The sequence below is a fragment of the Thermococcus sp. AM4 genome, assembly GCF_000151205.2.
GTDB lineage: Archaea > Methanobacteriota_B > Thermococci > Thermococcales > Thermococcaceae > Thermococcus.
The window spans coordinates 664,239-680,650 of the sequence record NC_016051.1; the positions used below are offsets into that span (position 1 = coordinate 664,239).

Consider the following 16,412-nt stretch of genomic DNA (forward strand, 5'->3'; position numbering starts at 1 on the left):
CTTCCGCTTGAGGAGGTGCCGGTATGGGGTTTATGGATTCCCTGAAGAGTGCCGCTTCCAGCTTCGTCAAATCCATACGCCACAAGACCTTCAAGATACCGGCAGAGGAACTTGCCGAGAAGTGGGAGAGACTCAGGCCCTACGGGGTTGAGATAGAGGCAGACACGAAATACGGCGGGAAGTACAACACCTCGGCCTGGTTCGTCATCGAGGACGTTACCGTCAAGGAGGTAGAGGTAGGGATCTTCCGGAAGTCCCGGAAAAAGAAGATCACCGTGAAGTGCTACCGCGAGATTGAGCCCTACGATGAATACGAAGAGGAGGAAGAGGAGACAGACTGGTTCGATTTCTCAAGGGAAGAGGACACAATAGAGAGAAGGGAGCTCACGTTCTGGGAGGGAGACAAGGTCAAGATACGCATGACCGAGGCGGACTATGAAAAGATGGTTGAGCGGGAGGGGAACCTGCTCTGACGGACGGAGGTGGAGGTAGTGAAGAAAGCCCTGCTGGTTTTTGGATTGATACTGCTGCTCCTGGCGGCGGGTTACTTCACCGGGTTCATAGACAAGTCCACCGTTGACGACCTGCTCAAGAACCTCCAGAGGGGCTCGAATACCGGCACGACGGGGGAGAAAGAAGAGAGCCATAAATCGGAAACTCCATCGATGACGGAAACCTTTTCAGAAACCTCGACGGCTCCGGGAGAGAGTTCCAGCGAAACGACCAGTGCGGAATGGGATCAAACCGAGACATCAAGCCCGGGGCAGGGAACAACGCCAACAGAGGGTGAACTCAAGAACTTTTTCGATCACTCCTACTCCCTGGGAACGCTGAGCTTTACCGAGGGGGACTACGATTACAAGGGGATGAAGATCATCCCGGAGAAGGGAAGGCTCTACTACTTCCCGTACACCTCCAGCCTCGTCTATCTCGTGTCTGGCAAGATAATACTCGCCGTTTCCCCCTGGGACGATGACTTCCTCATGGGATCAAAGGCAACCCCCGAGATAGGCCAGTCGTCCAAGTTCCTGATCGTGCTTCCGATTGAGCCCGAGAAGCTCTCCATCCTCACGGGGGAGGGCACGATCCCGAGCATTATAGCGACGGACGGAGAGGGCAGGCTCCACATCTTCATAGACCCCCAGCAAGTTGAGGGGGACGAGATAAACTGGTACATCCCTGCTGGACACGTAGTCTACAACTTCGACGCGACCGGAGTTGGCATCGGGGAGTACGGCACCTACCGGGAGGACTACAACATCTACCTCGCGTGGAAGGGAAGGGAGCTGCGGGTGTACACATACTCACACAGAACCCTTGAGGACATCGAAGAGGGCAAAAACGTAACCGTCGAGCCCGCCGTGTACACCCTGCCCGAGGAGATCAGGGACGCGAACGCGATGCTCTACGATAACTTCATCCTCGTCCTCACCGAGGGAGGAACCTACCTGGTGCCGAGCCCCTACGGCCGCTACGCCAACGACACGAACGTTTACAGGATTGACGGCAGAGTGGACATGATTACCGGCTGTGGAACCTGGGGAGAGGCCTCGGCCGATCCGACCAACATGAGCTTCACGGTGTATTCCTCGGGCAGACTCTACGTCCTCAGAGTTCTTTACTCGGAGGAGGGACGGAAGGTCACCGTAACGAGGGAGGCATCCATGAACGCCCCCAACATCGTTGGGATATTCAGCCCCATGACGATAGACGGCTCCCAGATCGTTGCCGTTTCGGACTCGAGCGGGGCACTCAAGGTGTACCACGTTAACTGGAGCAAAGAAACCGGCAGAAAAGAATTCAACCTCCTCCAGCAGTTCAAGCCGGGCGTTCCCCTCGTGGAGTTCAGGTTCGGGAACTTCCTCGGGGCGATGGCGAACGGAGTCGGCAGGGACGGGGCGTTCTACATGATAGTAATGCGGCAGAGCAACACCTGACCGGCGATTTCTTTTTAACCCCTTCGATTTTTATTTTAACGGTGGTTGGAATGGAGCGCGTCGTTGAGGTTCTCAGGGAGATCCTGGAGATTCCGTCCCCGACCGGCTACACGAAGGAGGTTCTCGCGCACATTGAGAAAAAACTTGACGATGCCGGAATAAAGACGAGGTACACCAACAAGGGAGCGCTTTTGGCCTACAACCATCCCGAGCCGGAGCTCGTCATAGCGGGCCACGTTGACACGCTCGGCGCGATGGTCAAGGGAATTTTGCCGGACGGACACCTGAGCTTCACGAGAATCGGCGGGCTTCTCCTCCCGACCTTCGAGGGCGAATACTGCACGATAATAACCCGCTCCGGGAAGAGGTTCAGGGGAACGCTCCTCCTCAAGAACCCGAGCGTTCACGTCAACAAGGACGCCGGAAAGAAGGAGCGCAAGGAAGAGAACATGTACATCCGTCTCGACGAGCTCGTTGAGAAGAAAGAAGACACAGAAAAGCTTGGCATAAGGCCAGGGGACTTCATAGCCTTCGATCCAAAGTTCGAGTACGTGAACGGCTTCGTCAAGGCCCACTTTTTAGACGACAAGGCGAGCGTCGCGGTCATGATTGACCTCCTCCTTGATCTGGCGGACGAGCTCGAAAAGCTCCCGGTGGCGTTCTTCTTCTCGCCCTACGAGGAGGTCGGCCACGGCGGTTCCGCCGGTTACCCGCCAACGGCGAGAGAGCTCCTCGTGGTTGATATGGGCGTCGTGGGCGAGGGCGTTTACGGGAAGGAAACTGCCGTTTCGATAGCGGCGAAGGACTCAACCGGGCCCTACGACTACGAGATGACGACAAAGCTCATCGAGCTGGCGGAGAAGAAGGACATACCGCACGTCGTTGACGTCTTCCCCTACTACGGCTCCGACGGTTCCGCTGCTCTGAGGGCCGGCTGGGACTTTCGCGTCGCCCTCATCGGACCGGGCGTCCACGCAAGTCATGGCATGGAGCGGACGCACGTTAAGGGCCTGCTCGCGACGAAAGAGCTCATAAGGGCCTACATCGAGGAGCGATTCCGCCGGTGACGGTTATGAAGGCCAGAATCGTTGAGCGCTTCAAGTTCGAGGCGGCACATTCGGTGGTCGTCGAGGGAAAGCCGGAGGAGATCCACGGCCACACCTTCAGGCTGGAGATAGCTGTGGAAGGGCCGCTGAAGAACGGCTACGTCATGGACTTCATCCAACTCAGGAAGATCGTCGGCCGGGTTGTGGGGAAGCTGGACCACAGGAACCTCAACCACATCCTCGATAACCCCACCACCGAGAACCTCGCGCTCTGGATTGCAGGGGAGGTCTCGCGGGCCCTTCCGGGAGAAGTTCGACTCAAGCGGCTGACCCTCTGGGAGGGGGACGACAACGGCGTCGAGCTGGAGTTTTAGCCGATTCTCTTTAATTTGCCCCTCTCAAGGAGGTACACCGCGTCGCATTTCGGCTTCAGAAGCTCGATGAAATGGGTAACGCTCACGACCGTCTTTCCTTTCTCCCCGAAGAGATCGTAAACCGACAGCATAGCTTCTCTCGACTCGACATCGAGGGAAACCAGCGGCTCGTCGAGGAGGACGAGCTCCGGATTTCCGACGAGGGCGCACACAAGATCGAGCTTTTTCACGGTGCCGTGGGATAGTTTCTCAACGGGAACGTCCATGAACTCCCGGAGACCGAGCATGGAAACGAGGCCATCTATCCACTTCGGGTCAGCCCTCCCCGAGAGAGCCGAGAAGAGCTCGATATCGTCCCTGACGGTCAGCCGGGAGTAGAGGGCCGGCCGCTGGGCCACGAAGCCTATCCCCGAGACGTTGAGCTCAACCGTCCCCTCGAAGTCCGTCAAACCGGCGATGATCCTGAGGAGGGTGCTCTTTCCGCTTCCGTTCCTGCCAACTATGCACACCGAATCCCCCTTTCCCACCTCGAGATCGACGCCATCCAGCACCAGGTTCCCACCATAGCGCTTCCTGACGTTCCTGAGGATCACTGCACGCTCCATTTCAAAGCCCTCCCGTGAACGATTAAGACCGCTATCGAGAGGAGAACGACCGAGACGACGTTGATTGCGATGTAATCGATGTAAAGCGACGGATTAACGGGGCGGAACATGAAGGACCTCATTAAGACCGCGGAATAGTAAGTCGGCGTCAGTCTCGCGACCCTCTGAAGGGCTTCCGGGAAAAAGCCGACTGGATAGAAAAGGCCGGAGATGAAGATTATAAACCCCATCAACACGTGGAGGAACGTTTTGGCGTGGGGCTCAAACCTAAGGAGCATCGTGACGAGAAGGCCAAGGAGGGAAAAGAACAGCGTGTTCAGGAGCAGAATGGCCAGGGAAGGCCAGTTCAGGGGCATCTCGACCTTCATGACCCAGTAAACGGCCATGATTATCAGGCTCTGAAGAAGGACCAGGAGGAGCATGACGACGAGCCGCAGAAGGACGTTTCTGCCTGCAACGCCGTACAATTGAAGACGGGGAAGAACCGGCCTCTCGGAGATGCAGTTGTCGGCGACAAGCTCAAAGCCGATCAGCATGGCGACGAACAGAAGAACCCCCGGAAAGAAGAACTCGGGCAGGGAGACGGCCTCGTTGATCCCCACCGCCCTCACGCTAGAACTCCCCAGTTCAATCCGGAGCAGCCGAAGCAGGTTCTCAGAGAGCGATGCCACGGGGTTCATAGAGCGGTCGTAATAGACCACGTACTCCCCGTGTTCGAGGCCGTTGAAGCGCTTGACCTCGATTACGACGTAGTACTCCTCGCGCTGGAGTCCGTCGATGGCCCGGCTGAGGTTCGGCACGAGGTGGGGGTGCGAAAACGTCCGCGCGAGCTGCATGATGGCGTGAACCTGCTCAGGGCTTGCGTTCGCGGTTATCACTATCGCAACTGGAGTGTCCTCTGGTATAGCCGTTCTGTAAGTGCCCGAGACCGCACCTAGAAAAAGGGGTACGAAGAGAAGAAAGAACAGCACCGATTTCCTGCGGGCGATTAGTTTGATCTCCTTGAGCAGCAGTTCAAGCTGCATGTGCTCACCCCGGCGGGACCTCATTCAGGAACTTCCCGAAGGCCTCGAACCTCTCCTCATCGCTCCGTACGCGGATTAAAACCGCCCTTCCGTCGGAAATCACCGAAACGTCATCGCTCAAGAACCTTGAGGCCTCAGCGTTGCCCAGGGATCGCGCACTAGCCGAAAGCTGAAGGCGAAACGCCTCGTACACGTTTGCAAGATCCCTGGCTGTACGATCGTCCCTGGCCATCAAGCACACGACGATGCCAACGTTATCTCCACCAGCCCTATAGGAGAAACCGATGTAATCAACGCCCTCCGCTAGATCCCCTCCCGGGGAACCGGGTTCGGCATCGAGCCGGTTCAGCATCTTCCTAAAGTTGTACACGGCCGTTATTTCCCCCGTGCCAATTTTTTCCACGACCTTCCTGAACTCCCCGGCCCAGCCGTTTCCCCCGAGCTTGAGGTTCAGTATCTTCACCACCAGCCCAAGATCCCCCAGTATGAAGAAACCATCATCAACGACGAGGCCTGTCCTGTACCCATCCCTCTTTTTCCACCAGAGAACCGTAAAGCCCCTGTAGGTGAAGTTATACGGCCCCCTCCAGCGATCCTCCTTTGTGACGGCCAGTATTCTGCTCGTAATCCTGGCAGTATCGTTGAAGCCGCCCTCAACGTAGAGGGCCGCGATTATGGTCGGCTCGTAGTCCTTGACCACGAGCACCCCGTAATTCACACGCGAGTAGTCGATCCCAATCGAACGGTTGAGCTCGCCCATGAAAGATCCGTACCGATCGCCCCATCCAAATGAAGCGAGTATTCGCCGGGTTGAGTCATCGTGGAGTACCTGGCCATCAAAGTAAACCGCACCGAGGGAACCAGCCGGAACGAGTTTAAGCCATTCCCCCTCCTTGTACGAAACATCCCCAGAATAAAGGGTGCTCAGAAGGAGCACGACTACAAGCGGGAGTATCAACCACCGACCGAGCCCCCTCTCCATCCAGAGCCCTCCACAGTACGTTTTTCCGGAGGAACAAAAACATTGCGGTGCGTAACAGGAGCTCAGGTACCCTCGGTTTTAAGCTCGCTTACGCTCTCCACCAGCGCCACGCTGCCCTTTCCGTTTTCAAACGAAACCTTTCCAGGGAGGGAAACCTTAACAGGCACGGATTTCTCCTTCCGTTCCGTAACCTGCCAGCTTATCAGATCGCCCTCTCCAACGTCGAGGGCCCGGATTAGGCCGACCGGCCCCTCGATGATGTACCTGGCTGATTTTTTCGGGGTGTAAACGCGCCACTTCCTGGCCGTCGTGAAATCCACAACGCGTCTCGTTGAATCGAGCCAGATCACGTCGATGTCGCTCAGCATAAAAAACATGTGAATCGAGGCGTTGAGCCTGCTTTCAACCGGGAGGACGAAAACGAGGGCGTAGTTCACGTTGCCAACGAGCATTAGCCCTTTGAATCGCTTGAGGAATGTATCCGCCAGCTCAACCCGACCGTGCCATGCCCTGCCCTTGGTTTCGTTGATTATCATGTCATAGGGTTGTTCCCGCCCCTTAATAAGCCTTGTGAGGCGAAAAGCTTTTAAATACAAAAGGTAACTAAAATATGGGGGCGAAAAAGGGAAGGGGGTGATGGGAATGGCCGAGGAGAAGAAGGTTAGGACCCTTGAGCAGATTCAGGACGAGATCAGAAGCTACCTCGGTGAGATTGAGTACCTCAGGAGCCAGATTGGAGCAATCGACGCTACCATCGCCGACCTCAGGATAGTCGACGCGACCCTCGCCTACATCAAGGAGAAGGGCAAGGGCAAGGCAATCTACATCCCGCTCGGGAGCGGCATAGCGATAAAGGGCAAGATTGAGAACCCCGACGACGTCATCATGGACGTTGGAGCCGGAATCCTCGTCGGGGCAACAATCGACGAGGCCAGGGAGAACATCGAGAAGAGGATTAACGCCCTCATGAACCTCCGCCTGGCCCTGCTGAGGAAGATTGAGGAGGACACCAGGAAGGTCAACGAGCTCCTCAAGGAGCTCCAAGAGATGCAGCCCGAGAAGAAGTGATCCCTCCTCGGTCATTCTTTTTTATGGGGGTGAGAGCGTGGAGGCAGTGAAGGCTTACGAGCTCGAACTTGAGCTCAGGCAGGTTAGGGAGCTCAGGAAGGCGATAGAGCTCAAGATGAAGGAACTTGAATACGCTGAGGGGATTATAACGGCAACCAAGGCCGAGAGGAAGCTCTACAGGGCCTTCGCGGACCTGCTCGTTGAGGTAACGAAGGACGAGGCAATCGAGCACATCGAGAGAATGCGCCTTGCCTACAAGAGGGAACTCGAAAGGCTCAAGGAGAAGGAAAAGGAGATAATAGAGAAGCTCTCCAAGCTCAGGACTTGAGCTCTTTCGCTATCTCAAAGCCCTTCTTGAGGGCCTTGACGTTTATTTCCTCGGTCCCCCTTGGAACGGCGTCGCGGACGGCCTTCTCTATCGCTTCCCTGCTCACTATCCCTGTCACGCCGACGAGTATGCCGAGGGTTAGAATGTTCATCGTCAGGCTTAGCCCGGTGGTTTCCTCGGCTATCTCGGTCAGGGGCAAAGCGATGACGTTGAGCCTCTTCTCGAACTCCTCATCGCGGTGGGGAACGAGGTCTTTCTCAACTATTACCGTTGCTCCTTCCTTCACCGTGTGAAGGTACTTGCTGTAGGCCTCCTGCGAGAAGAAGACGGCGTAGTCTGGGTGGAGCGTCTTGGGGTAGTCAATCGGCTCGTCGCTTATAACCACCTCGGCCCTGCTCGCACCGCCCCTCGATTCCGGCCCGTAGCTCTGAGTCTGGACCGCATAGAGGTTCTCGTAGACAGCGGCGGCCCTTCCAAGGATAACGCTCGCCAGAATGACACCCTGGCCGCCGAACCCGCTGAAGAGAACTTCCTTCCTCATTGCTCCCACCCCATCATCTTCTTGGCCCTCTTTATGTACTCCTGATACTCCCTCACGAGGCCGGGCCTGTCCCTGTCCGCGAACTCGCCGATGACTATCTTGCCCTCAAGCTCCTCCTCGCTCATCTTCTTAGCTTTGGCGAGCGGGACGGTTATCTTCTGGTACCAGCGGATTAGCTCTGGTGCCGTCTTCATCCTGTTCCTCCTTCCGAAGCTTATCGGACAGGGCGAAAGGAACTCAACGAGCGTGAAGCCCTCCTTCTGGAGAGCCTTCTTTATGCTGTTGATTCCCTGGAGGTAGTTGAAAACCGTCCAGCGAGCGACATAGTTCGCCCCGGCGGAAACCGCCAGGTTGGCTATGTCGAAGGGGTTCTCGAACTGGCCGTAGGGAGCGGTAGTCCCGCGCAGGCCCTTTAGAGCGGTCGGGGCGACCTGTCCGCCGGTCATTCCGTAGGTGAAGTTGTTGATGAGGATTACCGTGACGTCAAGGTTCCTCCTGATGGCGTGGATGAAGTGGTTTCCGCCTATTGCCGCGGCATCTCCATCGCCCATGAAGGCGATTATCTTCAAATCGGGGTTGGCGAGCTTTATGCCCGTGGCAAAGGCCAAGGCCCTCCCATGGGTCGTGTGAAGGCCGTCGAAGTTGACGAAGCCCGGAACGCGGGAGGAACAGCCTATTCCGCTCACCCAGACTATCTCGTCCTGGTTGAGGCCGAGGTCGTCTATGGCCCTTAGTGTGAACTGGAGAACGCTACCGATTCCACAGCCCGGACAGAAGATAGTGGGCAACATGTCCTTTCTCAGGTACTTGTCGCGGATTTCGTAAGCGGACTTCAGGTACATCATCCCACCACCCTTTCGACTATCTCCATCGGCGTGTGCACCTCACCGCCTATCTTGACTATCAGCTCGACCTCCGCCTTTCCGTTGGCGCCTTCCCTGACGAGGTGGTAGAGCTGTCCGAGGTTCATCTCCGGCACGTATATCTTTCTCACGCGCGCTGCCAGCTCCTCGATGTAGTCGAAGTCGAAGGGCCATATCGTGTTGAGCTTCAGCAGGCCGGCCTTGACTCCCTTCTCGCGGAGTATCTTGACGGCCCTCACTGCGGAGCGCGAAACTATTCCGGTCGTGACTATCGCGATTTCCGCGTCTTCGAGCATGAACTCCTCCCTGCTGATTATCTCGTCCTTGTGGTCGAGTACCTTTCTGAAAATCCTCTTTATGAGCCTCTCGTGGATTTCCGCCTCAACCGTCCTCGGCCTTCCGCGCTCGTCGTGCGTTAGGCCCGTAACGTAGGTTCTGTAACCCTTCCCGAAAATCGGCATCGGTGGAACGCCGTCGCCATGAGGGTCGCCGAAGGGGAGCTTCGCTTCCTCATCGTTCTGGGGAAGCTTGCGGTAAACGGTCTCAATCTCCTCCGGCTTCGGAATGTAAACGCGCTCGCGCATGTGGGCTATCTCGGCATCGGTGAGCAGAACGACCGGCGTCCTGTACTTTTCAGCCAAGTTGAAGGCCCTAATCGTGAAGTCAAAGGCTTCCTGAACGGTTGACGGGGAGAGAACTATCAGCATGTGGTCGCCGTGCGTTCCCCAGATGGACTGCATTATGTCGCCCTGAGCCGGTAAAGTTGGCTGGCCCGTTGAAGGCCCACCGCGCTGGACGTCAACGACAACAATCGGCGTTTCAGTCATCACGGCGTAGCCGAGGTTTTCCTGCATCAGCGAGAAGCCGGGACCGCTCGTTGCGGTCATCGCTTTCGCTCCCGCCCAGGAAGCGCCTATTATCGCCGCTATGCTCGCTATCTCGTCCTCCATCTGTATGCTAACTCCATCGACGAGGGGCATGTAGAGGGCCATCGCCTCGAATATCTCGCTCGCGGGGGTTATCGGGTAGCCAGCGTAGAAGCGACAGCCGGCCAGTATAGCCGCCCTCGCTATGGCCTCATCGCCCTGGATGAAGTCGGACTTGCCGACCGGAAACGGGTACCTCATGCTACCACCCCGCTCGGAATCCTGAGGACAAGCTCCCTGAAGTCAACGGACTTAGACGCGTCGAGGATTTCTATTTCCACGACTTCCCCTTTTTCGTTCAGGTGCGCGATAACGCCCTCGCCGAGGTCAACCGAATCGACGACTTCGTCATCCCTGAGCCGGATAACCAAGACGTCAGCATCTTGCGAGTACTCTATCTTCATAAACACCACCACCCATGAAGTAACGCTCTTTACGCGGTCTATACACCGTCACAACTATGGGAACGCCATTCTCATACTCGTAGATAACCCTGATAATATGGTCATTCTCTGCTTTATGTGCTATAAACCTGTCGTGGTGCCCCGTTAGGACCTCTTCAGGATACAGTATCGCTTCCACGAGCTTTTCAAGCGAGAGTTTCCAGTGCCTTGCGCGGGAAAGTGCGTGGTGTGTTATTAGGATTTGGCACTCTTCCTCATTCGTCTGAATTACTATGATTCTGCCTTTGGGGTGGTCTCTCTCCTCAACAACCTTCACTTCAGCCCCTCCTCATAACCGGCCCTGAAGGCCTTGATGTTTATCTCCTCGGTTCCCTTCGGAACGCGCCTTCTAATCGCTTCCTCAACGCTTTCTTTCTTCACAACGCCCGTCTTCGCCACGAGGTAGCCGAGCGCGACCATGTTGACCGTCAGGGCAAGCCCGGTTGTCTCTTCGGCGATTCTGGTGAAGGGCGCGCCGACGTAGTCCCTATCGGGCTTTACAAGGTCGGTCTCGATGATTAGAAGCCCGTCCTCCTTCAGCGAGTCCTTGACGGTGTCGTAGCCGAGCTGGTGAAGCGCGACGAGAACGTCCGCCCTAGTGACCATTACGTCGTAAATAGGCTCCTTTGAGATTATGACGTCCGCTATGGAGTGGCCTCCCCTGCTCGCGGAGCTGTAGTCCTGGGTCTGAAGGACGTTCAAGCCCTCAATCGCGGCGGCCTCGCCGAGGATTACTCCGGCCAAAACAACTCCCTGACCGCCGATTCCGGCGAGCCTAATCTGCATCCCTCACACCTCCAGATACTCCTTCGTGAACTCCAAAAACTCCTCCGCGCCTTTCAAAACGTCCCGGGCGTCTTCCTCGGTGTACTCGACGAAAACGTCATAATCGGCCGTATGCCTCATGTTCAGGGCCTTTGAATACGCTGTGTAGAGCTTAGCCGGAAGTATCCCAGTCTTCACGAACTCCTTTCCGAGCTGGGCATGAACCCCCGCGTGGCTCTTGGGATTGACTCCCTTTGAGAGCAGAAGCGCCCTGGCGCAGTAGAACATCGAGTAGTACGCGCTTGAGATTGCGAAACCGTAGTAGCCCTTGGAGTAAAGCTCCCAGGAAGCTTTGAGCCTCTCCTCGGCCCTTCTGATGAGTGCCCCGATTTCCTCGTTCATACCGCTATGCCCTCCCTCACGGCGGTCTCGTAGAGGCTGTCCTTTCTCGTGTGAAGGACAATCATGACCGAAATCCCCAACTCAAGCGTTAGCCCGGCGCTGAGCTCTCCTGCCCTGTCCCAGTCCTCAGGCTCTATCTTATCAAGCACCACGAGGACGTCGAGGTCGCTCTCGGGTTTAGCGTCACCCCTCGCCCGGGAACCGAAGATTACAACTTCCTCAACCCTGTCCCCAAAGGCTTCCTTCACTTTCTTCCCAACGGTCTCAAACATCATCGCCACCCTTAAGGCCAAAGTGCTCCTGAACCTCGTCAATCAGCTTGTTGAGCTCCTCTGTGAACTCGGGCCTCTGCCTGTTGACGAACTCTCCGATGACGAACTTGCCTTCAAGCTCCTCAGGCGACATCTTCCTGGCCTTGCTTATCGGAACGCTGTTCTTCAGGAACCAGCGGAGCATTTCGGCGGGCTCTTTCATCCTGTTCCTCCTTCCGAACTGAACGGGACACTGCGAGATGACCTCGACGAGCGAGAAACCCTTAACAGTTAGGGCCTTCTTGATGCTCTCGATGAGCTGGTAAACGTGGGCTGTGGTCCATCTGGCTACATAGCTCGCCCCTGCCGCCGCTATCGTCTCGGAAATCTGGAGCGGGTGCTCGATGTTGCGGTAGGGTGTTGTCGTCGTTTTTGCCCCGAAGGGCGTCGTCGGAGCGACCTGTCCGCCGGTCATTCCGTAGATGAAGTTGTTGACGAGAATCACCGTTATGTCGATGTTCCTTCTGGCTGCATGAAGCAGGTGGTTTCCGCCTATACTAGCTAAATCGCCGTCTCCGCTTATGACGACGACCTTCTTGTCCGGCAAACCGACCTTAACTCCCGTAGCGAAGGCTATCGCCCTTCCGTGCGTCGTGTGGAGGGTATCTGCCAAGAAGTAGGGGGAGGCTATCCACGCGGAACAGCCTATTCCGCTCACGACAACCAAATCCCTCGGGTCGAGCTTGAGCTGGTCAACCGCGTTGGCGAAGGCGTTCAGAACCGTTCCACCGCCACAGCCGGGACATAGAGCGGTTGGCAGGGCCTCCTTGCGGAGGTACTTAACCATCGGGTACTTAGAATAAATCTCGGGCATCAGGCAACACCCCTTATCTCGCGCAGGATTTCCTCAACGGTTAAGGGAACGCCACCAATCTTGTTCACGCCCTTGAGCAGGACGTCGTCGTTGACGTAGCGCTGGACCTCGAGAATCATCTGGCCGAGGTTCATCTCCGGGACGAGTATAGCCCTAACGCGCTTTCCGAGCTCCTTCATCCTCTCTCCGGGGAACGGGTGGACAGTCTTCGGCACGAAGAGGCCGACCTTTATTCCTTCCTCCCTTGCCTTCAGAACGGCTCCGAGGGCAGGTCTTGCCGTTACTCCCCAGCTGACGACGAGTATTTCGGCATCGTCGGTGAAGTGCTCCTCGTACTTCTCATAGACGTGCCGGTTCTTCTCTATCTTCCTGTGGAGCCTCCTCACGAGCCTGTCGTGGACTTCCGGCGTGTAAACATCGCGCAGGCCGTTCTCCTTGTGGGTTGAACCTGTTACATGGGTGAAGTAGCCGTGGCCGAAGAGGGGCATCGGCGGAACGCCATCTCCGTGCGGGTCGCCGAAGGGGAGCTTCGCTTCCTCCTCGTTGGCAGGAAGCTTGCGGTAGGTTATTTCAACCTCATCAACGTCGGGAATCTTGATGAGCTCCCTTGTGTGGGCGAGAACACCGTCGAAGAGGAACACCACTGGAGTCCTGAGCCTCTCGGCGATGTTGAATGCCCTGATGATTTCCCAGAAGGCGTCTTGCCCGCTCGTCGGCGAAAGGGCTACAATCGGGTGGTCGCCGTGCGTTCCCCATCTGGCCTGGAAGAAGTCGCCCTGTGCTCCCTTCGTGGCCTGGCCCGTTGAAGGCCCGCTCCTCTGGACGTCAACCAGAACGAGCGGGGTCTCGGTCATTACTGCGTAGCCAAGGTTTTCCTGCATCAGCGAGAAACCCGGGCCAGCCGTTGCGGTCATGACCTTGAAGCCCGTCCAGGAGGCACCTACCATCGCCGCGATGCTTCCAATCTCGTCCTCCATCTGGAGGTAGTAGCCACCGAGCTTCGGAAGCTCCCTCGCCATCGTCTCCGCTATCTCGCTCGACGGAGTTATCGGGTAGCCAGCGTAGAATCGACAGCCGGCGAAGAGCGCACCGTAGGCAACTGCCTCGTTGCCCTGCATGAAGTAGTTGCCGGGCTTGTAGAGCTTCCTGAGGAGCCTAATCTGCTCCGGCTCGTCACCGCGGATTATCATGGTCACCACCTTACCGCGATGGCGAAGTCCGGGCAGAGGAGCTCACAGAGTTTGCACTTGACGCACTTCTCCGCGTGAACAGGGACCGGGTAGTGTACACCCTTCTCGCTGAGCTCCTTGCTCCACTCGAAGACCTTCCTCGGGCACATCTCGACACAAATTCCACAGCCCTTGCAGAGAAATGTATCAACGTCAATCTCAACGATTCCTTCCGCCTTTCCGACGACAAGATATCCGTTTTTTTCAACAACAGTATTCGCGTTTTCCGCCATAGGCCTCACCCCACCAACAGGCGCTTTTACGTTTGTCAACATTTAAAGCTTTCGTGGAGGGACATCGATGTCCAGAGAAAGTTCATCCGCGAACCCCAGTTTCATGGAGTAAAAGTTTTGGAGAACAGAGCTCCTCCAAAAAATCACCAGGTAACCAACTGCCAGTCAAGTAAACCGTTCTCGACGATGTAGCTCCACCGCTCCCTGCACTCCGGCTTGAGGTTTTCGATGTATTTCAAATCCTGCGTCGCCGAGAACTTCTTTATCGCCCTGCCGATAACCCTGTCGTAGTCTGTCAGGCAGTTGTGGGGGCCTCTCTTCGAGCCCGCTCCAACGGGATCGCTCAGGATTCTCTTGTTCGGAAACTTTTTCTTCGCCCAGATTAGAACCTCGACCGCGCTCCAGAGCCACGGCGGGCGGTACTCGTTCTTCTCCCAGAGCCTCTCGTAGAGGGTCCTCTTCTGAATGTCCGTGATGTTTATCGAGAAGGTGTCGGTGTAGGGCTCGGCCCTGATTATGCTCTCCTTGACGTCCTCGATGGCCGTTCTCTCGCTCAGGAAAATCGGCTTCAGCAGGAGGTAGGTTTTGACCTTCGCTCCGGCCTTTCTCGTTATCTCTGAGGCCCTCACGAAGTCCTCGAAGGTGTTGCCCTTGTTTATCGAGACGTCGGCGACGTCGTCGTTGGCCGTTTCCAGCCCTATGGCAACCTCGAAGTGCTTGTCCGGGACTATCTCGGCCAGCTCTTTAACCGCGTCGTAGCGAACCAGCTCACTCCTGCTCTCGATGACGATTTCCTCAACGTTGTCCATCTCGGCTAAGAGCTCAAAGATTTTTCTCCTCGTTTCCGGTTTGAGCTCACCGTTGTCGAGGAAAGAACCCGATGTGAACATTCTCACCGCGAAAGGACCTTTTTTATCTCTGATTTTCTCCAGCGCTTCCTTCACGTAGTCAACTATCGCTTCCTGACTCCACTTCACCCTCGGCGCGGCCGTTGGATAGGCGCACATGTAGCAGGCCTTCCCTATTCTGAACCGGTAGCAACCTATCGTGGGCAGGATTATGAAGAGCGCCGTTCCCGGTTTGCCAGCGACGTTGTCCTCGCTCGTCCAGTAGGTCATGCTCTCACCTGAGGGGCGTTGGGACAGGGGTTTTTAAAGGTGAGCCATGTCAAAACGTATTTAAGGGTGGTAATAAAACCAAAAAATGGTGAGAATATGGAAGTAATGGTAAAACGCCTCGACTCCCAAGGCAGACTTCTCATTCCCCGTGAGATTAGGGAGAAGCTTGGCGACGAAGTCATAATAGTTGACCTTGGAGACAGGGTGGAGCTCCTTCCGAGGAAAAGGGTGGACCTGAAGAAGTTCTTCGACAGCGTTGAGATTGATGAGCTGAAGGAGTGGGAGGAGCTCAAGAAGGAGCTGTGGATGGAATGAGGTTTATTGATGCCAACGTCTTCATATACGCGTTTCTAAGGCCGAAGAGGGAGCCTTCGGAGAACGTTAAGGAAATCAAGGAGCGGGCCAAGGCAATACTCACAAGGGTGAGTGATGGCGAGCGTGTTGTAACTACGGTCGTCCATCTGAGCGAGGTGGCCAACGTCGTTGAAAGTAGGGGAGGAAAGAAGAAGGCCGTTGAGGTCATTCTGGCGGTTTTAACGGGTGAGAACATTGAAGTTCTTCCGGTCTCTCCCAGTGATTACTTGAAGGCAACTCTCATAGCCGAGGAGAAAAACCTCGGCGTGAACGACGCTTTGGCCTACGTTAATGATGAAAGAGCTCGACATAGGAGAGATTTATACATTCGATAGGAACTTTGAAAAGCTCGATGTCAGGGTGGTGAAGGTTTAAATCTCCTTGCGTCGAGAAATGGTTGGTGGGAAAATGGAGGAAGTTACCGAAGTCCACATTGTAATTAAAACATCTCAAAAAAACGTTGAACGGCTAAAGATTGAACTGGCGATGCTACAGGGAAAACTAAACGTGGAGGAGGCACTCAAACGCGCGAAGGGGATTATGAAGGGAGCAAAGCCCTGGCAGGAGCTGGAGGCAGAGATGTATGATGAGCTTGTTCCTTGATAGCAACGTGTTTATTGAGAACTTTCGTGGGAATAGTGTAGCCGAACAACTTGTCGAGAAGCTGTTCACGGGGAGATACTCCCTGTTTATAAACGACGTAGTTTACAATGAAGTTCTTTTTATGTATCTCAAGCACAGAACAGGTAAGGGATACTGGGGCTTAAAAAAGCATCCAGAGCTTGTTAAAAAGGCCGGCAATGAGTTTGTCGACTTTATATTGCCCCTTCTCGCGTTTCCGAAATTCCTGGATACAACGAATGAGATAATAGTTGAGGCGCTTACAATTGTCACCACCTATGGTCTCCTTCCAAGCGACGCTCTAATCCTTGCAACCGCCAAATACTACGGCCTCGACGGAATAGTGAGCCTTGATTCTGATCTGCTTACCGTTGCACCACGGGAAGGTCTTTTAGCGATTTCAAAAGTTGAGGACTTGGAGGTGTAG

Annotated in this window: 26 protein-coding genes; 10 read left to right on the forward strand and 16 right to left on the reverse strand. The window is 55.7% G+C overall.

Features of this window, described 5'->3' with window-relative positions:
* The first annotated feature begins 23 nt into the window (after positions 1-23).
* The 4 genes from TAM4_RS03670 to TAM4_RS03685 are packed head-to-tail and all read left to right on the forward strand — an operon-like array spanning position 24 to position 3,357.
* Positions 24-473: a hypothetical protein gene (locus tag TAM4_RS03670; protein WP_014121896.1), complete on the forward strand. Its 450-nt coding sequence runs from the start codon at positions 24-26 to the stop codon at positions 471-473.
* Between the two features lie 18 nt (positions 474-491).
* Positions 492-1,937 carry a hypothetical protein gene (locus TAM4_RS03675; RefSeq protein ID WP_014121897.1) on the forward strand — a complete coding sequence of 482 codons (1,446 nt, stop codon included), beginning with the start codon at positions 492-494 and terminating at the stop codon, positions 1,935-1,937.
* Between the two features lie 50 nt (positions 1,938-1,987).
* Positions 1,988-3,004 (forward strand): M42 family metallopeptidase, encoded by a 1,017-nt coding sequence (locus TAM4_RS03680; RefSeq protein ID WP_014121898.1) that lies wholly within the window; start codon positions 1,988-1,990, stop codon positions 3,002-3,004.
* 5 nt (positions 3,005-3,009) lie between these two features.
* Entirely contained in the window at positions 3,010-3,357 is a 348-nt protein-coding gene (locus TAM4_RS03685) for a 6-carboxytetrahydropterin synthase (protein ID WP_014121899.1), read from the forward strand.
* On the opposite strand, the gene TAM4_RS03690 is transcribed toward TAM4_RS03685, so the two are convergent.
* From TAM4_RS03690 to TAM4_RS03705, 4 genes are all read right to left on the reverse strand, one after another.
* Entirely contained in the window at positions 3,354-3,962 is a 609-nt protein-coding gene (locus tag TAM4_RS03690) for an ATP-binding cassette domain-containing protein (protein WP_014121900.1), read from the reverse strand. The genes TAM4_RS03685 and TAM4_RS03690 overlap by 4 nt on opposite strands.
* Entirely contained in the window at positions 3,947-4,987 is a 1,041-nt protein-coding gene (locus TAM4_RS03695) for an ABC transporter permease (RefSeq protein ID WP_014121901.1), read from the reverse strand. The genes TAM4_RS03690 and TAM4_RS03695 overlap by 16 nt, the downstream gene beginning before the upstream one ends.
* Positions 4,988-4,991: 4 nt before the next feature.
* Positions 4,992-5,969 (reverse strand): hypothetical protein, encoded by a 978-nt coding sequence (locus TAM4_RS03700; protein ID WP_048149897.1) that lies wholly within the window; start codon positions 5,967-5,969, stop codon positions 4,992-4,994.
* Positions 5,970-6,031: 62 nt separating this feature from the next.
* On the reverse strand, positions 6,032-6,505 hold the full coding sequence (locus TAM4_RS03705; protein WP_014121903.1) for a DUF192 domain-containing protein: 474 nt from the start codon (positions 6,503-6,505) through the stop codon (positions 6,032-6,034).
* Between the two features lie 100 nt (positions 6,506-6,605).
* Between TAM4_RS03705 and pfdA the strand changes: the two genes are divergently transcribed.
* Entirely contained in the window at positions 6,606-7,037 is a 432-nt protein-coding gene (pfdA, locus tag TAM4_RS03710) for a prefoldin subunit alpha (RefSeq protein WP_237702122.1), read from the forward strand.
* Between the two features lie 37 nt (positions 7,038-7,074).
* Entirely contained in the window at positions 7,075-7,365 is a 291-nt protein-coding gene (locus TAM4_RS03715; protein WP_014121905.1) for a prefoldin subunit, read from the forward strand.
* Here TAM4_RS03715 and TAM4_RS03720 read toward each other — a convergent pair.
* The 12 genes from TAM4_RS03720 to TAM4_RS03775 all read right to left on the reverse strand — a co-directional run bounded on the left by TAM4_RS03720 (position 7,355) and on the right by TAM4_RS03775 (position 15,010).
* A complete protein-coding gene (locus TAM4_RS03720; protein ID WP_014121906.1) occupies positions 7,355-7,906 on the reverse strand; it encodes a 2-oxoacid:ferredoxin oxidoreductase subunit gamma in 552 nt (183 codons plus the stop codon). The genes TAM4_RS03715 and TAM4_RS03720 overlap by 11 nt on opposite strands.
* Positions 7,903-8,748: a 2-oxoacid:ferredoxin oxidoreductase subunit beta gene (locus tag TAM4_RS03725; RefSeq protein WP_014121907.1), complete on the reverse strand. Its 846-nt coding sequence runs from the start codon at positions 8,746-8,748 to the stop codon at positions 7,903-7,905. Before TAM4_RS03725 ends, TAM4_RS03720 begins: the two co-directional genes overlap by 4 nt.
* Complete coding sequence (locus tag TAM4_RS03730; protein ID WP_014121908.1) at positions 8,748-9,896, reverse strand: 2-oxoacid:acceptor oxidoreductase subunit alpha; 1,149 nt, start codon at positions 9,894-9,896, stop codon at positions 8,748-8,750. Before TAM4_RS03730 ends, TAM4_RS03725 begins: the two co-directional genes overlap by 1 nt.
* Complete coding sequence (locus TAM4_RS03735) at positions 9,893-10,099, reverse strand: DUF2283 domain-containing protein (protein WP_014121909.1); 207 nt, start codon at positions 10,097-10,099, stop codon at positions 9,893-9,895. The genes TAM4_RS03730 and TAM4_RS03735 overlap by 4 nt, the downstream gene beginning before the upstream one ends.
* Positions 10,071-10,415, reverse strand: coding sequence for a DUF4258 domain-containing protein (locus TAM4_RS03740; protein WP_048149902.1), 345 nt, complete (start codon positions 10,413-10,415; stop codon positions 10,071-10,073). The genes TAM4_RS03735 and TAM4_RS03740 overlap by 29 nt, the downstream gene beginning before the upstream one ends.
* Positions 10,412-10,924: a 2-oxoacid:ferredoxin oxidoreductase subunit gamma gene (locus TAM4_RS03745; RefSeq protein WP_014121910.1), complete on the reverse strand. Its 513-nt coding sequence runs from the start codon at positions 10,922-10,924 to the stop codon at positions 10,412-10,414. Before TAM4_RS03745 ends, TAM4_RS03740 begins: the two co-directional genes overlap by 4 nt.
* A gap of 3 nt (positions 10,925-10,927) precedes the next feature.
* Positions 10,928-11,305, reverse strand: coding sequence for a HEPN domain-containing protein (locus tag TAM4_RS03750; RefSeq protein WP_014121911.1), 378 nt, complete (start codon positions 11,303-11,305; stop codon positions 10,928-10,930).
* Entirely contained in the window at positions 11,302-11,577 is a 276-nt protein-coding gene (locus TAM4_RS03755; RefSeq protein ID WP_014121912.1) for a nucleotidyltransferase family protein, read from the reverse strand. Before TAM4_RS03755 ends, TAM4_RS03750 begins: the two co-directional genes overlap by 4 nt.
* A complete protein-coding gene (locus TAM4_RS03760; RefSeq protein ID WP_014121913.1) occupies positions 11,570-12,430 on the reverse strand; it encodes a 2-oxoacid:ferredoxin oxidoreductase subunit beta in 861 nt (286 codons plus the stop codon). The genes TAM4_RS03755 and TAM4_RS03760 overlap by 8 nt, the downstream gene beginning before the upstream one ends.
* Positions 12,430-13,620, reverse strand: coding sequence for a 2-oxoacid:acceptor oxidoreductase subunit alpha (locus tag TAM4_RS03765; RefSeq protein WP_014121914.1), 1,191 nt, complete (start codon positions 13,618-13,620; stop codon positions 12,430-12,432). The genes TAM4_RS03760 and TAM4_RS03765 overlap by 1 nt, the downstream gene beginning before the upstream one ends.
* 2 nt (positions 13,621-13,622) lie before the next feature.
* Positions 13,623-13,892 (reverse strand): 2-oxoglutarate ferredoxin oxidoreductase subunit delta, encoded by a 270-nt coding sequence (locus TAM4_RS03770; RefSeq protein ID WP_014121915.1) that lies wholly within the window; start codon positions 13,890-13,892, stop codon positions 13,623-13,625.
* Positions 13,893-14,035: 143 nt separating this feature from the next.
* Positions 14,036-15,010: an archaeosine biosynthesis radical SAM protein RaSEA gene (locus tag TAM4_RS03775; protein ID WP_014121916.1), complete on the reverse strand. Its 975-nt coding sequence runs from the start codon at positions 15,008-15,010 to the stop codon at positions 14,036-14,038.
* Between the two features lie 96 nt (positions 15,011-15,106).
* Between TAM4_RS03775 and TAM4_RS03780 the strand changes: the two genes are divergently transcribed.
* The 4 genes from TAM4_RS03780 (at position 15,107) to TAM4_RS03795 (ending at position 16,412) form a co-directional block, all read left to right on the forward strand.
* Positions 15,107-15,325, forward strand: coding sequence for an AbrB/MazE/SpoVT family DNA-binding domain-containing protein (locus tag TAM4_RS03780; RefSeq protein ID WP_014121917.1), 219 nt, complete (start codon positions 15,107-15,109; stop codon positions 15,323-15,325).
* Positions 15,322-15,699, forward strand: coding sequence for a type II toxin-antitoxin system VapC family toxin (locus TAM4_RS03785; protein WP_014121918.1), 378 nt, complete (start codon positions 15,322-15,324; stop codon positions 15,697-15,699). Before TAM4_RS03780 ends, TAM4_RS03785 begins: the two co-directional genes overlap by 4 nt.
* 73 nt (positions 15,700-15,772) lie before the next feature.
* A complete protein-coding gene (locus TAM4_RS03790) occupies positions 15,773-15,967 on the forward strand; it encodes a hypothetical protein (protein ID WP_014121919.1) in 195 nt (64 codons plus the stop codon).
* Positions 15,948-16,412, forward strand: a complete 465-nt coding sequence (locus TAM4_RS03795; RefSeq protein WP_014121920.1) for a type II toxin-antitoxin system VapC family toxin — start codon at positions 15,948-15,950, stop codon at positions 16,410-16,412. Before TAM4_RS03790 ends, TAM4_RS03795 begins: the two co-directional genes overlap by 20 nt.

Coding starts and splice junctions, on each gene's coding strand:
- TAM4_RS03750 (WP_014121911.1), bottom strand. CDS start 11,305: ATGAACGAGGAAATCGGGGCACTCATCAGAAGGGCCGAGGAGAGGCTC.
- pfdA (WP_237702122.1), top strand. CDS start 6,606: ATGGGAATGGCCGAGGAGAAGAAGGTTAGGACCCTTGAGCAGATTCAG.
- TAM4_RS03670 (WP_014121896.1), top strand. CDS start 24: ATGGGGTTTATGGATTCCCTGAAGAGTGCCGCTTCCAGCTTCGTCAAA.
- TAM4_RS03725 (WP_014121907.1), bottom strand. CDS start 8,748: ATGTACCTGAAGTCCGCTTACGAAATCCGCGACAAGTACCTGAGAAAG.
- TAM4_RS03765 (WP_014121914.1), bottom strand. CDS start 13,620: ATGATAATCCGCGGTGACGAGCCGGAGCAGATTAGGCTCCTCAGGAAG.
- TAM4_RS03745 (WP_014121910.1), bottom strand. CDS start 10,924: ATGCAGATTAGGCTCGCCGGAATCGGCGGTCAGGGAGTTGTTTTGGCC.
- TAM4_RS03735 (WP_014121909.1), bottom strand. CDS start 10,099: ATGAAGATAGAGTACTCGCAAGATGCTGACGTCTTGGTTATCCGGCTC.
- TAM4_RS03780 (WP_014121917.1), top strand. CDS start 15,107: ATGGAAGTAATGGTAAAACGCCTCGACTCCCAAGGCAGACTTCTCATT.
- TAM4_RS03690 (WP_014121900.1), bottom strand. CDS start 3,962: ATGGAGCGTGCAGTGATCCTCAGGAACGTCAGGAAGCGCTATGGTGGG.
- TAM4_RS03760 (WP_014121913.1), bottom strand. CDS start 12,430: ATGCCCGAGATTTATTCTAAGTACCCGATGGTTAAGTACCTCCGCAAG.
- TAM4_RS03685 (WP_014121899.1), top strand. CDS start 3,010: ATGAAGGCCAGAATCGTTGAGCGCTTCAAGTTCGAGGCGGCACATTCG.
- TAM4_RS03695 (WP_014121901.1), bottom strand. CDS start 4,987: ATGCAGCTTGAACTGCTGCTCAAGGAGATCAAACTAATCGCCCGCAGG.
- TAM4_RS03755 (WP_014121912.1), bottom strand. CDS start 11,577: ATGTTTGAGACCGTTGGGAAGAAAGTGAAGGAAGCCTTTGGGGACAGG.
- TAM4_RS03680 (WP_014121898.1), top strand. CDS start 1,988: ATGGAGCGCGTCGTTGAGGTTCTCAGGGAGATCCTGGAGATTCCGTCC.
- TAM4_RS03720 (WP_014121906.1), bottom strand. CDS start 7,906: ATGAGGAAGGAAGTTCTCTTCAGCGGGTTCGGCGGCCAGGGTGTCATT.
- TAM4_RS03775 (WP_014121916.1), bottom strand. CDS start 15,010: ATGACCTACTGGACGAGCGAGGACAACGTCGCTGGCAAACCGGGAACG.
- TAM4_RS03790 (WP_014121919.1), top strand. CDS start 15,773: ATGGAGGAAGTTACCGAAGTCCACATTGTAATTAAAACATCTCAAAAA.
- TAM4_RS03785 (WP_014121918.1), top strand. CDS start 15,322: ATGAGGTTTATTGATGCCAACGTCTTCATATACGCGTTTCTAAGGCCG.
- TAM4_RS03795 (WP_014121920.1), top strand. CDS start 15,948: ATGATGAGCTTGTTCCTTGATAGCAACGTGTTTATTGAGAACTTTCGT.
- TAM4_RS03705 (WP_014121903.1), bottom strand. CDS start 6,505: ATGATAATCAACGAAACCAAGGGCAGGGCATGGCACGGTCGGGTTGAG.
- TAM4_RS03770 (WP_014121915.1), bottom strand. CDS start 13,892: ATGGCGGAAAACGCGAATACTGTTGTTGAAAAAAACGGATATCTTGTC.
- TAM4_RS03700 (WP_048149897.1), bottom strand. CDS start 5,969: ATGGAGAGGGGGCTCGGTCGGTGGTTGATACTCCCGCTTGTAGTCGTG.
- TAM4_RS03730 (WP_014121908.1), bottom strand. CDS start 9,896: ATGAGGTACCCGTTTCCGGTCGGCAAGTCCGACTTCATCCAGGGCGAT.